This is a genomic window from Nonomuraea coxensis DSM 45129 (genome assembly GCF_019397265.1).
Taxonomy (GTDB): Bacteria; Actinomycetota; Actinomycetes; order Streptosporangiales; family Streptosporangiaceae; genus Nonomuraea; species Nonomuraea coxensis.
Window position 1 is genome coordinate 1,845,972 of sequence record NZ_CP068985.1, and the last position, 14,855, is coordinate 1,860,826.

The following is a 14,855-nucleotide window of genomic DNA, read 5'->3' on the forward strand; positions in this document are numbered from 1 at the left end:
ACCCGGCACAGTGGCGGGCAATCCTCAGGTGATCAGGAAGGACCGAGGTGGAGGTGCTGCGCGCGCTTGGCGGCGGCGTACCCGTCGCGGATCTCCTCCGGCGGGCCGACCTGCGCCACGGGCACGTCCCACCACGCCTGCGAGGAGGGCACGTCGTCGGCCATCCGGTCGGTGCGTACGTAGATCACCGTCGTCGCCTCGCCCGCCCGCGCCGCGTCGAGCGCCTTGCGCAGGTCGGCGACCGTCTCGGCGCGGACCACGGACGCGCCCAGGCTGGCGGCGTTGGCGGCCAGGTCCACCGGGAGCGGCCCGCCGTCGCGGGCGGTGTAGGCGGTGCCGAGCCGCCGCGCGCCGACGCTCTCCGACAGCCGCCCGATCGAGGCGAAGCCGGAGTTGTCCACGAGCACCACGGTCAGCTTGACGCCCTCGGCCACGGCGGTGACCAGCTCCTGCGCCATCATCAGGTACGACCCGTCGCCGACCAGCACGAACACCTCGCGCTCCGGCGCCGCCAGCTTCACGCCGAGCCCGCCGGCGATCTCGTAGCCCATGCACGAGTAGCCGTACTCGACGTGGTAGCTGCCAGGACCGCTCGGCCGCCAGAGCTTGTGCAGGTCGCCGGGCATCGAACCGGCCGCGCACACCACGACGCCGTCCTCGCCCGCGGCGGCGTTGACCGCGCCGATCACCGCGGCCTGCGAGGGCGGCGTGCCCTCCAGCCCGTACGCCGCGTCCACCGCAGCGTCCCACGCGCGGATCAGCTCGCCCGCCCGCTCGCCCAGCGCGGCCGGGGCGCGCCAGCCCTCCAGCGCGCCGGCCAGGTCCGCCAGGCCCTCGCGGGCGTCGGCGACGAGCTGGAGACCCGACAGCTTGGCCGCGTCGAAGCCGGTGACGTTGACGTTGACGAACGCCGCGTCCGGGGCGAACAGGGTGCGCGAGGCGGTGGTGAAGTCGCTGTAGCGGGTGCCGACGCCGATGATCACGTCCGCCTCGCGGGCCAGCTCGTTGGCCGCCGTGGTGCCGGTCGCGCCGACCGCGCCGAGGGCGAGCGGATGCCCGTGCGGCAGCGCCCCCTTGCCGGCCTGCGTCTCGGCCACCGGAATGCCGACCCGCTCGGCGAAGGCCCGCAGCTCGTCCGTGGCCTCGCTGTGGAGCACGCCGCCGCCCGCCACGATCAGCGGCCGCTCGGCGGCGCGCAGACGTTCGGCGGCCCGCGCCAGGGCGGCCCGCTCGGGGCGGGGCCGCGGCACGTGCCAGACCCGGCGGGCGAACAGCTCGTCGGGCCAGTCGTACGCCTCGGCCTGCACGTCCTGCGGCAGCGCGAGCGTCACCGCGCCGGTCTCGGCCGGGTCGGTGAGCACCCGCATGGCCGCGAGCAGCGCGGACGGAAGCTGCTCGGGCCGGTTGATCCGGTCCCAGTAGCGGGAGACCGGCTTCAGGCAGTCGTTGACCGACACGTCGTAGGAGCGCTGGTCCTCCAGCTCCTGCAACAGAGGGCTCGCCACCCGCGTCGAGAAGATGTCGCCGGGCAGCAGCAGCACCGGCAGCCGGTTGATGGTGGCGCCCGCCGCGCCGGTGACCATGTTGGTCGCGCCGGGCCCGATCGAGGTGGTGCAGGCCAGCGTGGCCAGCCGGTTGCTCGCGCGGGCGTAGCCGGCCGCCGTGTGCACCATGGCCTGCTCGTTGCGGCTCAGCAGGTAGGGCAGCTCGTCGTCGTCCGCGAGGGCCTGGCCCATCCCCGCCACGTTGCCGTGGCCGAAGATGCCGACGCAGCCGGCGAAGAAGCGGCGCTCCACGCCGTCACGCTCGCTCCACTGCCGCGCCAGGAAACGCACGACGGCCTGCGCGACGGTCAACCGGGTCATGACGTCCTCCCGAACGGCAGTCTGGGGTCGATGCGCTGCCCCTCCCACGAGGAGCGGATCCAGGCGTGGCGCGGATCGTCGCAGAACGCCATCGAACGCTCCTCGGCCGGACCGGCCAGCACGTTGAGGTAGTAGAGGTCGTAGCCGGGCGCGGCCATCGACGGGCCGTGGTAGCCGTAGGGGACCAGCACGACGTCGCCGGAGGACACCTCGGCGAGGGTGTCGATCCGCCCCCCTTCCGAGGAGTAGACGCGCTGGTAGCCGAGCCCCTGGTCGGCGACCTCGAAGTAGTAGATCTCCTCCAGCACGGCCTCGCCCGGGTTGGGGGTGTCGTGCTTGTGCGGCGGGTACGACGACCAGTTGCCCGACGGCGTCAGCACCTCCACCGCCATGAGCTTGTGGCAGTCGAAGACGCCGGGCGCGCAGAAGTTGTTGACCTGGCGGCTGGCCTGGCCGGCGCCGCGCAGCTCGACCGGCACCTCGGCCGCCGCGACGTACCGGGCGGGAAGGGCCTCGGTGGCACGGGCCGAGGGCAGCGCGATCCGCCCCGCCCCCTCGATGGTGACCTCCGTGCCGATCGGGACGTACGCGAAGTCGGAGGGCCCGTCGAAGACCGACGGCCGCCCCGCCAGCTCGAACCTGTCCCCGGGCAGACGCACCGAGCACGAGCCCGCCAGCGGGAGGACCAGCAGCTCCTCCTCGCCGGTGGAGAACGTCACCGGCTCGCCGGTCAGGTCGAGGATCCGCAGGCCGGAGTAGGTCCAGCCGGCCTGGGACGGGGTGACCTCGACCGACCAGGGGCCGCTCGCGGTCTTGCCGTACGGAAGATAGGTCATGCGCGCACCTCTCGCACCAGGGCCGCGGCGCCGTCCACCGCGGCGGCCACGTCGTCGTCCGGAGGGTAGAGCAGGGCCCGGCCGACCACGAGCCCGCGCACGCCGGGCAGGCGCAGCGCGCGGTCCCAGTCGGCGAGCGCGGCGTCGATGTCCGGGGGATCGCCGCCGAGCAGCAGCGCGGGCAGCGTGGTGGCGGCCATCACCCGCTCCATCTCGGCGATGGCGGGGATCTTCAGCCAGGTGTAGGCCGAGGTCGTGCCGAGGGCCTGGGCGACGCTGATCGCCTTGATCACCGCCTCGGGGGACAGGTCGTTGCGCAGGGCTCCCGACTCGGTGCGCAGCGACCAGAACGGCTCCACCATGGCCACCAGCCGGCGCCGGGCCAGCTCGCTCACGGCGCGGGCGCAGGACTCCAGGGTGTTGACGGTGCCGTGGTCGGCCGGGTCGATGCGGCACAGCATCTTGCCGCCGTCCAGCCGCATGGCGTCGATGGCTCCGGCGTCGAAGCCGGTGAAGCGGTCGTCCAGCTCGAACACCGAGCCCTGGAGGCCGCCCCGGTTCATCGAGCCGAAGGCCAGCTTGCCTTCGAGCGCGCCGAGCAGCAGCAGGTCCTCCAGCACGTCGGGGGCGGCCAGGATGCCGTCCACGCCGGGCCGCGACAGCGCGGTGCGCAGCCGGTCGAGCAGGTCGGCGCGGCTCGCCATGGCGAGCGGCCGGTCGCGTACGGCCAGGGCGCCGCGGGCCGGATGGTCGGCGGCGATGATGAGCAGGCGCTCGTCGTCGCCGGGCAGCCCGCGCCGCTGCCGGCGGGCGGCCGCCTCGGCGATCTCCTCCGGCCGGGTGGCGCGGATGCGGGTGAGCTGCTCGTACCCGCTGACGGCGGGCCCGTTGACGGCGGGCCCATTGACGGCGGGCAGGGTGACGTCGCTCACGAGGTCACTCCGTTCAGCAGCTCCTCCACCTCGGCGGTCGTGGGCATGGCGTCGGCGCAGGCCAGCCGGGCGGCCACGAAGGCGCCGGCGGCGTTGGCGAAGCGGATGACGCGCTCCAGCGGCCAGCCGTTCAGCAGGCCCAGGCAGAGCGCGCCGCCGAAGGCGTCGCCGGCGCCGATGCCGTTGACCACGTTCACCGGCACCGGCTTGACCAGGCAGCTCTCGTCGGCGGTGCGGGCGTGGACGCCTTCGGGGCCGAGCTTCACGATCGCCACCCGCGCCCCGGCGGCCAGCAGCGCCTCGGCCGCGGCCTCGGGCTCGCGCACGCCGACCGCGGTCTCGACCTCCTCCAGGTTGCCGACCGCGACGTCCGCGTACGGCAGCATGCGGGCCGCCATCGCGCGCGCGGCCTCCCGCGAGGGCCACAGCGAGGCCCGGTAGTCCAGGTCGAACACGGTCCAGCCGGCACCGCGGGTGTCAGCGCGGGCGGCCAGCGCGGCGGCGTGGGCCTCGGCGCTCGGCTCCTTGCTGAGCCCGGTCAGCGAGAACCAGAACATCCGGGCCGCGGCGATCGCCTCCAGGTCGAGGGAGCCGGCGGTGAGACGCAGGTCGGGTGGATGCTCGCCGCGGTAGAAGTAGATGGGGAAGTGGTCGGGAGGGAAGATCTCGCAGAATGTGACCGGCGTCGGCGCCTCCGGGTAGGTGGCCACATACCTGTCGTCGACGCCGAACCCGCGGATCGCCCGCCGCACGTACTCACCGAAGGGGTCGGCGCCCACCCCGGTGATCACGGCGGAGCTCAGCCCGTGGCGGGCGGCCGCGACGGCCACGTTGGTCGGGCTGCCGCCGAGGAACTTGCCGAAGGTCTCGACGTCGGCCAGCCCGACGCCGGTCTGCAGCGGGTAGACGTCGACGCCGCAGCGGCCGATCGTGATCAGGTCGTACAACGCACCTCCTGAGGGGGAGCTTACCTTCGACACTATGGCATATTGTCAGGACATATAGATGTCCGCCACGTTACCCGGCCTACTTCGGGATGCAAGGGTAGGAAGGCCGACATATCTCTGAAACATGGCAAGAGCTTTACGTCATCTGCATGTCATGACATATTGGCTTTCGGCCCACCTCCCCTCAAGGAACGTGTCGGAGGGTTTGCATGGCAATCCGGAAGTTCGCTGTGGTCATAGCCGCGGCCGGCCTCGGGCTCGCCGCCTGCGGCCAGTCGTCAGGTGGCGGCAGCGGCGACACCATAGAGTTGACGATCGCCCAGAACGCCATCGCCGGCGGCAAGAACGCGGCGGCGGCCGGCTTCGTGGCCGCCTGGGTGATCCCCAAGTTCGAGGCCGCCCAGAAGGCCAAGGGGAAGGACGTCAAGGTCAAGTTCGTCCCCAGCGGCGTCGACGACGAGCAGTACAAGACCAAGCTCTCCCTCGACCTCAAGTCGGGCAAGGGCGCGGACGTGATCGACATCGACGGCATCTGGGCCGGCGAGTTCGCCCAGGCCGGCTACATCAAGCCGCTGGCCGACGTGGTGGGCCCCGAGGCCGAGAGCTGGGACGGCTGGTCGCAGATCCCCGAGTCGGTGCAGGGGCTGGCCACGTACGAGGGCAAGAAGTACGCCCTGCCGGTCGGCACCGACGGCCGCGTCCTCTACTTCAACAAGACCCTGTTCCAGAAGGCGGGCCTGCCCGCCGACTGGCAGCCGAAGAGCTGGCAGGAGATCCTCGACGCCGGCACCAAGCTCAAGTCCTCCGGCGTGCCGGTGCCGATCCAGATCAACGCCGGCACCGCGATGGGCGAGGCCACCTCGATGCAGGGCGTGCTGCCGCTGCTCGCCGGCGCGGGCGGCCAGGTCGAGCAGGACGGCAAGTGGTCCGGCGCCTCCCAGCCGCTCAAGGACGCGCTCGGCCTCTACCAGAAGATCTACGGCGGCGGCCTCGGCGACCCCAAGCTCCAGCAGGAGGCCAAGGGCCGCGACAAGTCGTTCCAGCAGTTCGCCGAGGGCAAGATCGGCATCCTCATGGAGGGCGACTACTTCTGGCGCGGGGTGGTGAACCCCGCCACCGGCGTCGCTCCCATGAAGGACCGCGACCAGAACGTCGGCTACGCGCTGATCCCCGCCATCGAGCCCGGCAAGGGCATCCGCGGCCAGGACTTCGTCAGCATGTCCGGCGGCGCGCTGCGCACGGTCAACCCCAACAGCAAGCATCCGAAGGAAGCCTTCGAGCTGCTGGCCTTCACGCTCTCCCCGGAGGCGCTGAAGGAGGAGACCAAGGACGGCAACGTGCGCATCACCCCGCGCACCGACGTCAACAAGGAGATCCTGGCCGGGCAGCCGCTGCTGACGTTCATCTCGGAGAAGGTGCTGCCGCTGACGGCCTACCGGCCGCCGGTCGCGGTCTACCCGCAGGTGTCGGTGGCGCTCCAGGAGGCCACCGCGGCGGTCGTCGGCGGCACCGCGCCCGACCAGGCGGCGGCCGACTACCAGAAGAAGCTCGAAGGAATCGTCGGTGGCGCAGGCAATATCGCCTCCTGAGGTCATCGACGGCGACCCGTCAGGCCGCCGCGGCGGATACAGCTCCGACGCGGCGGGCCTCGGCAGGCTCCGTGCGGGGGCCTTCGTGGCCCCCGCACTCCTGCTGATCGCGGCCTTCCTCGTCTTCCCCGCGCTCTGGGTGCTCTACCTGGGGCTGACCAACTACCGCCTGACCGGCGCCGCGGCGGCCGAGCCGCAGTTCGTGGGGCTGGACAACTTCCTGGACGCGGTCGCCAACCCGACGTTCTGGAACTCCACCTGGCTCACCGTGCAGTTCGTGCTCGGCTCGGCCGTCATCGGGCAGGTCGTGCTCGGCTTCACCATCGCCTGGGCGCTGCGCGACCGGCGCGGGCCGCTCAAGCGGCTGGTCGAGGGCCTGGTCATCCTGGCCTGGATCCTGCCCAGCGCCGTGGTGTCGTTCCTGTGGGTGGCGCTGCTCGACCGCGACGGCGGCACGCTCAACGCGCTGCTCGGCATCCCGGGCTTCGCGTGGCTGCTCGACCACCCGATGTTGTCGATCATCATCTTCAACACCTGGCGCGGCACGGCGTTCTCGATGATGCTGTACGGGGCCGCCCTCGGCAACGTCCCGCCCTCGCACCTGGAGAGCGCCCGGCTCGCCGGGGCCTCCGGCTGGCAGCAGCTCCGTGACGTGGTCTTCCCGCACATCCGCGGCCACATCCTGACGAACCTGCTGCTGATCAGCCTGTGGACGTTCAACGACTTCAGCCCGTTCCTGCTCACGGCGGGCGGTCCCGACGGCCGGTCCGAGGTGCTGGCCGTGCACGTCTACAAGGTCGCGCTGCAGAGCGGCGAGCTGGGCTACGGGGCCGCGGTCTCCACGATCATCCTGCTCATCAACCTGGTCGTGGCGGTGTTCTACCTGCGGCTGCTCAGGAGCAAGAAATGACGCCCCGCTTCGTCCTGGGCCGGATCGGCTTCTACACGCTGATCGCGGTGCTGCTGGCGTTCTTCACGATCCCGCTGCTGTGGCTGGTGACCGCGCCGTTCACCTCCGACCCCACCTACGAGGTGCGGATGCCGGACTTCACCTGGGAGAACTTCCGGGCGGTCCTGGAGCACCCGTACGCGCTGCCGTCGCTGTGGAACTCGCTGGTGCTGTCGGTGGGGACGGCGCTGCTGGTCGTGCTGATGGCGGCGCTGGCGGCGTACGCGCTGAGCCGGGTGCGGCTGCCGGGGCGCGACGCGCTGCTGTACGCGCTGCTGCTCCTGTCGTCGATCATCACGGGGACGGCGGCCATGGTGCCGCTGTTCCAGCTCGCCGTGGAGCTCAACCTCATCGACTCGCAGCTCGGGCTGATCCTCATCCTGACCGGCGGGCTGCTGCCGGCGGCGATCTTCATGCTCAAGGACTTCATGGACTCCACGCCCAAGTCGTACGAGGAGTCCGCGCGGGTCTTCGGGGCCTCGCCGCTGCAGATCGTGCGGCACGTGGTCGTCCCCCTGGTGCGGCCGGGGCTGGCGACCATCGCGGTGTGGTCGATCGCCAACGTGTGGGGGAACTTCCTCATGCCGTACCTGCTGCTGAGCGACGTGGAGAAGCAGCCGGCGGCGGTGATCACGTACACGCTGTACACCGAGGGCGGGCAGGCCAACCTGCGCATGCTGTCCACGTTCGGGCTGCTCTACTCGGTCCCCGTGGTCCTCATGTACCTGTTCGTCAGCAAGAAATACGGCTTCCGCTTCCACGGAGGGATCAAGCGCTAATGGCCGCCATCGAACTACGCGGGCTGACCAAGGTCTACCCGGGCGGAGTGAAAGCGCTCGACGCGCTCGACCTGGTCATCCCCGACGGCGAGTTCTTCGCGCTGCTCGGCCCCTCCGGCTGCGGCAAGACCACGCTGCTGCGCACGATCGCCGGGCTGGAGGCGGCCTCCGGCGGGTCCGTGCTCATCGGCGAGCGCGACGTCACCGGCACCCAGCCGGGCGGGCGCGACGTGGCGATGGTCTTCCAGGACTACGCGCTGTTCCCGCACATGGACGTCACCGACAACATCGCCTACCCGCTGCGGATCAAGAAGGTCGACAAGGCCACGCGCCGCGACAAGGCCGCCGAGGTCGCGGCGCGGCTCGGGCTGGAGCACCTGATGGACCGGCGGCCCGGCCAGCTCTCCGGCGGCCAGCAGCAGCGGGTCGCGCTGGCGCGGGTCATGGCCACCCAGGCGCAGGCGTTCCTGTTCGACGAGCCGCTGTCCAACCTGGACGCCCGGCTGCGGCTGGAGGCGCGCACGTTCCTCAAGAAGCTGCAGCGCGAGCTCGGCGTCACCACCGTCTTCGTCACGCACGACCAGGCCGAGGCCCTCGCCATGGCCGACCGGATGGCCGTCATGGAAGCGGGGCACATCCGGCAGATCGGTACGCCGGCCGAGGTGTTCCGGCGGCCCGCCAACACGTTCGTGGCCGGGTTCATCGGCTCCACTCCGATGAATCTGCTCGACGGGGTCGTCCGAGGTGACACGCTGGAGGTTGCAGGCTGCAAGGTGGCCGTCCCCGCCGTGGCGGAGGGCCGGCTGAGCGACGGAGAGAAGATCGTGTACGGCGTCCGCCCCGAGTACATGACCTACTCGGGCGAGCCCGCGGAGGGCGGAATGGGCGGGAAGGTGGCCATCGTGGAGAACCTCGGCGCCTCCCACCTGGTGACACTCGACGTCAACGACGTCATCGTGCAGACCGTCGTGCCCGAGGGCAGCGAGCCCGCCGTCGGCGACGACGGCTACGCCGTGCCCCGGCGCGACCGCGCGCTGGTCTACCGGGACGGGGAGCTGGTGTCATGAGAGGCCACTGGAGCCTGGACGACCGGCTGGAGCGGATCCTGCGCGAGGTGCCCTTCGAGGTCCCGCCCGGCACCGCGGCCGTCACCGTCCGGCTGTCGTACGACCGCGAGCAGGGCGTGCTCGACCTGGGCTGCGGCGCGCCCGGCGGCTTCCGCGGCTGGTCGGGCGGCGCGCGCGACACCTACACCATCACCCCGTCGTGGGCCACCCCCGGCTACCTGCCGGGCGAGCCCGAGCCGGGCACCTGGCACGTGTGGCTGCGGCTGCACCGGATCCCGCCGCAGGGCCTCGACTTCATCCTGGAGATCGAGACCTCGGGAACGGTCCTGCCCGACCCGGCCGCCGAGGAGCCGCCGCACGGCGAGCGCCCGTCGAGGCGCGACATCCCCGGCGTCGACGGCCTGCGCTGGCACGCCGGCGACTTCCACGCCCACACCGTGCACAGCGACGGCGCGCTGAGCATCGCCGAGCTCGCCGAGCTGGCCCACGGGCGCGGGCTCGACTTCCTGGCCGTCACCGACCACAACACCGTGAGCCACCACCCCTGGCTGGCCAAGGCCGGCCGCGGCATCACGCTGATCCCCGGCCAGGAGGTCACCACCGACCGCGGCCACGCCAACGTCTTCGGCGACGTCGGCTGGGTCGACTTCCGCGAGCCCGCCGACTCCTGGGCCGAGCACGCCGAGCGGGCGGGCGGCATCATGTCGGTCAACCATCCGCTCGGCGGCGACTGCGCCTGGCTGCTGCCGCTCGACCGGCGCACCCGGCACGCCGAGGTGTGGCACTCGGGCTGGTGGGACCGCCGCTGGGGCGCCCCGCTCGCCTGGTCGCAGTCCTGGCGCGACGACGTGATCGCGATCGGCGGCAGCGACTTCCACCGGCCGGGCTCCGACGGGCTGCCCGGCGAGCCCACGACCTGGGTGCTGGCCGAGGACCCTGACACGGTGCTCGACGGCGTGCGCGCCGGGCGCGTGGCGGTCTCCGCGGGGCCGGACGCGCCGCTGCTGCTGCGGCTGGGCGACGAACTGCTGGCGCTGGACGCCGACGGGCTGGTCCTGGTCCGCCCGTCCGGCGAGCGCCAGGTGATCCGCGGTGACCGGGTGCTGGTGCGCGGCATGGACGGGCCGCACCGGCTGGAGACGTACGAGAACGAGGTGATGGGGCTGTGCCAGTGATGAAGGTCGCGAACGCGCCGGTGAGCTTCGGGGTGTTCGAGCTGAGTGACGCCCCGCCGCCGCTCGGGCCCGACACCATGGTCGAGGCGCTGGCCGAGGCCGGGTACGAAGGCATCGACTCCGGCCCGATCGGCTACCTCGGCACCGGCTCCGAGCTGGCCGACCGGCTCGCCGGCAACGGGCTGCTGCTCGCGGGCGGCTGGGTCGACCTGCGGTACGGCGACGCCGAGGCGTACGCGCGGGGGCTGCCCGCGCTGGAGGCCGCGCTGGACGTCTTCGCCGCCGCGCCCCCCGCGCCCGCCGGCTTCGGGCCCCGGCCCACGCTGGCCTGCTCGGGCTCGGCGGAGCGCTTCGCGCGGCCGGGCGGGAGCGTTCCAGGGCTCGCGGCGGGGGAGTGGCCGGCCTACGCCGCCCGCGTCCAGGAGGCCACCGACCGTTGCCGCGAGCGCGGTCTCGAACCGGTCTTCCACCACCACCTCGGCACCTACGTCGAGACGCCCGACGACGTCGAGCGGCTGCTGGAGCTGACCGACGTCCAGCTCTGCCTGGACACCGGCCACCTGCTGCTGGCCGGCGGCGACCCCGTGAGCGCGCTGCGCGCCTGGGCCGGGCGGGTCGGCCACGTGCACGTCAAGGACGGCGACACCAAGATCCTCGCCGCCGCCCTGGCCGACGGCGTCGACCTGCGCGAGCTCATGGGCCGTGGCGGCTTCGCGCAGCTCGGCGAGGGCGAGCTCGACCTGCCCGGCGTCGTGCGCACCCTGGACGAGATCGGCTACACGGGCTGGGTCGTCATCGAGCAGGACACCCTGCCGGGCCGGCGCACCGTCGAGCAGAACATCGCCGACCAGGCCGCCAACCGCCGCAAGCTGAAGGAACTGGGACTGTGAGAATCGCGCTCATCGGATGCGGCGCCGTCACGCAGGCGGTGTACGTGCCGCTGCTGTCCAGGCGCCGCGACCTGTTCGAGGTGACCGCCGTCTGCGACCTGTCGCGCACGCTGGCCGACGCCGTCGCCGACCGGCTCGGCGCCCCCGGGCGCTACACCGCGCTGGAGGACATGCTCGACGCGGGCGGCTTCGAGGCCGTGCTCGTGCTCGCCTCGGGCTCCCACGGCGAGACCGTGCGCCGCGCGCTCGCCGTCGGCCACGCCGTGCTGTGCGAGAAGCCGCTCGCGCTCACCCGCGCCGAGGTGGCGGCGCTGCCCGAGGGGCGGCTCATGGTCGGCTACATGAAGCAGTACGACCCCGCCGTGCGCCGGGCCGAGGAACTGCTGGCCGAGCTGGGCGGCGCCGGCGTGATCCGCGCCGTCGAGGTGACCGTGCTGCACCCCAGCGGGGAGTCGCAGCTCGCCTTCGCCAACCTCACCCAGGCCCGCGACGTGGACGCGGGCGTCCTCGACTCCCTTCGGGCCGCCGAGCGCGAGCTGACGACCCGCGCGGTGGGCGAGTCCGAGCCGGTGCGGAGCCTGTACGGCATCTCCCTCGGCTCGATCTGCCACGACCTGTCGCTGCTGCGCCGCTTCACCGGCTCGCCGGCCGAGATCTCGCACGTCGAGACGTGGGGACCCGCGCCCGGCTCGGTGGAGATCTCCGGCCCGCTGCCCGCGCAGGGCCGCTTCTCCATCCGCTGGCACTACCTGGAGGACTACCCGGCCTACCGGGAGACCGTGGCCATCCACCACGACACCGGTACGCTGGAGCTGGTCTTCCCTGCTCCCTACCTGATGAACGCCCCCACCACGCTCACCGTCGTGTCGGGGGCCGAGAGCCGCACCGAGTACCGCGACGTCACGGAGGCGTTCGAGGTGCAGCTCGCCGCCTTCCACGCCTTCGTACGCGACGGCAAGCCGCCACTCACCGACGTCGGCGGCGCGCTTGAGGACATCGTCACCGCGCAGCGCATCGCCGCGCGTTACGCCGTGCAGCATGGTCTGCCGATCGGAGGAGAGGCCGCGTGAGCACGGAGATCGTGCCTACGGAGATCGTCGTCGTCCCGCACACCCACTGGGACCGCGAGTGGTACGAGCCGTTCCAGCGCTTCCGGCTGCGCCTGGTGGCGCTGCTGGACGAGGTGCTCGACACGATGGAGCGCGAGCCCGGCTACCACTTCACCCTCGACGGCCAGCTCGCCTGCGTGGACGACTACCTGGAGGTGCGGCCGGAGAACCGCGACCGGATCGCCGCCCTCGTCGAGTCGGGGCGGCTGGCGATCGGGCCGTGGCAGATCCTGCTGGACGAGTTCCTGTGCTCGGGCGAGAACATCGTCCGCAACCTCGAACTCGGCATGGACCGCGCCGACAAGCTGGGCGGCGCGATGCCGGTCGGCTACCTGCCCGACATGTTCGGGCACACCGCCCAGATGCCGCAGATCCTGCGCAAGGCCGGGCTGCTGCACGCGTGCGTCTACCGCGGCGTGCCGTCCGCCGTCACCACCGACGCCTTCGCCTGGGTCGCCCCCGACGGCACCGCCATCCGCACCCAGTACCTCCCGGCCGGCGGCTACGGCAACGGCGCCCACCTGTTCCACGACCCCGACGGGCTGGCCGAGCGGGCGGCGGCGTTCGTCACCACCATGCGCCGCTGGCACGGGCCCGACGGGTCGCTGCTGGCGATGTACGGCACCGACCACTCCGCGCCGGTCCGCGGCCTGCCCGAGATGGTGAGCGCGATCGGGGCCCGCATGGACACCCTGTCCGGCTACCTCGCCGCGTACCCGGGCGAGGTCGAGGGCCTGCCCGCCGTGCCCGGCGAGCTCCGCTCCCACGCCCGCGCCAACATCCTGCCCGGCGTCATCTCCATCCGCCCCCACCTCAAGCAGGCCATGGGCCGCGCCGAGCGCATGGTCGAGCGCTACGCCGAGCCGCTCTCCGCGCTCTGGGGCGGCGAATGGCCCGGCCGCTTCCTCGACATGGCCTGGTGGCGGCTCGTGGACGCCAGCGGCCACGACTCGGTGACCGGCTGTGGCGTGGACGAGACCGCCCAGCAGGTGGCCGCCCGCATCGCCGAGGCCGAACACCTCGGACAAGCCGTACGCGACATGGTCACCGCCCGCCTCGCCGCCGCCGTGCCGGCGGAGGGCGTCCTCGTGGTCAACCCCACCCCCGCCGACCGCACCGGCATCGTCCTCGTGGACGTCGCCGGGATCGACCCGCTGGTGGACCCCTCCGGCGCCGCCGTACCGCTCCAGCCCCTGGAGTACGCCCCCACGCTCCTGCTCGACGAGGAGATGGACCCCGCCACGGCGCTCACCTTCATCCACGGCACCGAGCTGTACGGCCAGCACATCACCGGCTGGTCCGCCGAGGACGGCGTGCTCACCTTCACCGTGGCCCGCACCACCACGCTCGCCTTCGACGTCGCCGACCTGCGTGACGCCCTCGACGGCGTCACCCGCGTCCGCATCGTCGCCGAGCCGCGCCGCACGGTCGCCGCCCTGGTCAAGGCCCCGCCGCTCGGCCACACCAGCCTGCGGCCGGCGCCGCACCAGGAGGTGTTCACCGCGCCCGCCCCCCGCGAGGACGAGGACGCCACCCACGACCCGGCGTGCTGGCTCTCCTCCGACGTCACCCCGCTCCCGGCGTACGGCGACGGCGAGACCCTCGACAACGGGCTGCTCCGCGTCACGGTCGCCGCCGACGGTACGTTGACGCTCACCGGCGCGGACGGCACCACCGTCACCGGCGCGGGCCGCATCGTGGACGGCGGCGACGTCGGCGACACCTACAACTACGCGCCGCCCGCCCACGACCTGCTCGTCTCCGAGCCGGTCGCGGTCGAGACCGAGCTCATCCACGCGGGGCCGCTGGTCGCCGTGAGCGAGGTGCGGAGGACGTACGAGTGGCCCGCCGCGGGCGACGGCCTCGCCGACACCCCCGAGCTCCCGGCCCGGTCGCGGACCTCCCGGAGCGAGCGGACCGTCGTCACCACCCGGGTCGAGCTGCGCGCCGGCGAGCCCTTCGTCCGGCTGCGGCTCGACTTCGACAACCGCTGCGACGACCACCGCGTCCGCTTCCACGTGCCCCTGCCGGAGCCGGCCACGGAGTCCCACGCCGAAGGCCAGTTCGCGGTCGTCACCCGCGGGCTGAGCGCCGAGGCCGGCTGCGGCGAGACCCCGCTGCCCACCTTCCCGGCCTCCTCCTGGGTGGCCGCGGGCGGCGCCGCCGTGCTGCTGGAGCACGTCACCGAGTACGAGCTGACCGGCGACGGCGAGCTCGCCCTCACCCTGCTCCGCTCGGCCGGCTACCTCTCCCGCAACCGCAACGCCCTGCGCCCCGAGCCCGCCGGCCCCCAGCTCCCGACCCCGGCCGCGCAGTCACGCGGGCTGCGCTCGCTCAGCCTCGCGCTGATGCCGTGCGCGTCCTGGCGGCAGGCGCCGCCCGCCGCCGAGGTCTTCCGCCACGACCTGGTGACCGTCGCGGGCACCGGCGAGCCGTCACTGCCGCTGCCGGCGCCGGCGTACGGGCTGTCGGTGACGGGCGAGGGCGTGACCATGACCTCGCTGCGGCTGCGCGACGACTGGCACGAGCTGCGCGTCGTCGCCCTCACCCCGGACGCCACGGAGGCGCTCGTCGAGGGCGGCCTCACCGAGGCCCGCCACGCCGACCTCCGCGGCCGTCCCGGAGACGCGCTCCCGGTGGCCGACGGCACGCTCCGGCTCCCCCTGAAGCCCTGGGAGATCGCCACCATCCAGTTCCGCAAACTCTGAGTAATTAAT

General features: G+C 72.8%; 12 protein-coding genes. 8 read left to right on the forward strand and 4 right to left on the reverse strand.

The features are described from left to right. Positions 1-32: 32 nt before the first annotated feature. The 4 genes from iolD to iolC form a co-directional block, all read right to left on the reverse strand. Entirely contained in the window at positions 33-1,865 is a 1,833-nt protein-coding gene (gene iolD / locus Nocox_RS09010) for a 3D-(3,5/4)-trihydroxycyclohexane-1,2-dione acylhydrolase (decyclizing) (protein WP_033410248.1), read from the reverse strand. Beyond that, the gene (gene iolB, locus Nocox_RS09015) at positions 1,862-2,701 is read right to left on the reverse strand and encodes a 5-deoxy-glucuronate isomerase (RefSeq protein WP_020545371.1); all 840 of its coding nucleotides are present in this window, start codon (positions 2,699-2,701) and stop codon (positions 1,862-1,864) included. Before iolB ends, iolD begins: the two co-directional genes overlap by 4 nt. Then, complete coding sequence (locus tag Nocox_RS09020; RefSeq protein WP_157383282.1) at positions 2,698-3,552, reverse strand: Cgl0159 family (beta/alpha)8-fold protein; 855 nt, start codon at positions 3,550-3,552, stop codon at positions 2,698-2,700. Before Nocox_RS09020 ends, iolB begins: the two co-directional genes overlap by 4 nt. Positions 3,553-3,629: 77 nt before the next feature. Continuing rightward, on the reverse strand, positions 3,630-4,580 hold the full coding sequence (gene iolC, locus Nocox_RS09025; protein WP_020545373.1) for a 5-dehydro-2-deoxygluconokinase: 951 nt from the start codon (positions 4,578-4,580) through the stop codon (positions 3,630-3,632). Positions 4,581-4,789: 209 nt separating this feature from the next. Between iolC and Nocox_RS09030 the strand changes: the two genes are divergently transcribed. From Nocox_RS09030 to Nocox_RS09065, 8 genes are read left to right on the forward strand one after another with little or no spacing between them, the layout of a single operon-like run. Then, a complete protein-coding gene (locus tag Nocox_RS09030; RefSeq protein ID WP_026214808.1) occupies positions 4,790-6,169 on the forward strand; it encodes an extracellular solute-binding protein in 1,380 nt (459 codons plus the stop codon). After that, positions 6,144-7,079 carry a carbohydrate ABC transporter permease gene (locus Nocox_RS09035; RefSeq protein ID WP_020545375.1) on the forward strand — a complete coding sequence of 312 codons (936 nt, stop codon included), beginning with the start codon at positions 6,144-6,146 and terminating at the stop codon, positions 7,077-7,079. The genes Nocox_RS09030 and Nocox_RS09035 overlap by 26 nt, the downstream gene beginning before the upstream one ends. After that, positions 7,076-7,897: a carbohydrate ABC transporter permease gene (locus Nocox_RS09040; protein ID WP_020545376.1), complete on the forward strand. Its 822-nt coding sequence runs from the start codon at positions 7,076-7,078 to the stop codon at positions 7,895-7,897. The genes Nocox_RS09035 and Nocox_RS09040 overlap by 4 nt, the downstream gene beginning before the upstream one ends. Continuing rightward, complete coding sequence (locus tag Nocox_RS09045) at positions 7,897-8,964, forward strand: ABC transporter ATP-binding protein (RefSeq protein WP_020545377.1); 1,068 nt, start codon at positions 7,897-7,899, stop codon at positions 8,962-8,964. Before Nocox_RS09040 ends, Nocox_RS09045 begins: the two co-directional genes overlap by 1 nt. Next, the gene (locus Nocox_RS09050) at positions 8,961-10,139 is read left to right on the forward strand and encodes a CehA/McbA family metallohydrolase (protein WP_020545378.1); all 1,179 of its coding nucleotides are present in this window, start codon (positions 8,961-8,963) and stop codon (positions 10,137-10,139) included. The genes Nocox_RS09045 and Nocox_RS09050 overlap by 4 nt, the downstream gene beginning before the upstream one ends. Further along, positions 10,139-11,029: a TIM barrel protein gene (locus Nocox_RS09055; RefSeq protein WP_020545379.1), complete on the forward strand. Its 891-nt coding sequence runs from the start codon at positions 10,139-10,141 to the stop codon at positions 11,027-11,029. Before Nocox_RS09050 ends, Nocox_RS09055 begins: the two co-directional genes overlap by 1 nt. Continuing rightward, positions 11,026-12,099 carry a Gfo/Idh/MocA family protein gene (locus tag Nocox_RS09060; protein WP_020545380.1) on the forward strand — a complete coding sequence of 358 codons (1,074 nt, stop codon included), beginning with the start codon at positions 11,026-11,028 and terminating at the stop codon, positions 12,097-12,099. The genes Nocox_RS09055 and Nocox_RS09060 overlap by 4 nt, the downstream gene beginning before the upstream one ends. Beyond that, positions 12,096-14,846, forward strand: coding sequence for a glycoside hydrolase family 38 N-terminal domain-containing protein (locus tag Nocox_RS09065; protein ID WP_020545381.1), 2,751 nt, complete (start codon positions 12,096-12,098; stop codon positions 14,844-14,846). The genes Nocox_RS09060 and Nocox_RS09065 overlap by 4 nt, the downstream gene beginning before the upstream one ends. Positions 14,847-14,855: the final 9 nt, after the last annotated feature.

Bases quoted from the DNA above. Each gene is read 5' to 3' on its own strand.
- Nocox_RS09030 (WP_026214808.1), top strand. From the start codon at position 4,790: ATGGCAATCCGGAAGTTCGCTGTGGTCATAGCCGCGGCCGGCCTCGGG.
- Nocox_RS09050 (WP_020545378.1), top strand. From the start codon at position 8,961: ATGAGAGGCCACTGGAGCCTGGACGACCGGCTGGAGCGGATCCTGCGC.
- iolB (WP_020545371.1), bottom strand. From the start codon at position 2,701: ATGACCTATCTTCCGTACGGCAAGACCGCGAGCGGCCCCTGGTCGGTC.
- Nocox_RS09045 (WP_020545377.1), top strand. From the start codon at position 7,897: ATGGCCGCCATCGAACTACGCGGGCTGACCAAGGTCTACCCGGGCGGA.
- Nocox_RS09040 (WP_020545376.1), top strand. From the start codon at position 7,076: ATGACGCCCCGCTTCGTCCTGGGCCGGATCGGCTTCTACACGCTGATC.
- Nocox_RS09055 (WP_020545379.1), top strand. From the start codon at position 10,139: ATGAAGGTCGCGAACGCGCCGGTGAGCTTCGGGGTGTTCGAGCTGAGT.
- iolD (WP_033410248.1), bottom strand. From the start codon at position 1,865: ATGACCCGGTTGACCGTCGCGCAGGCCGTCGTGCGTTTCCTGGCGCGG.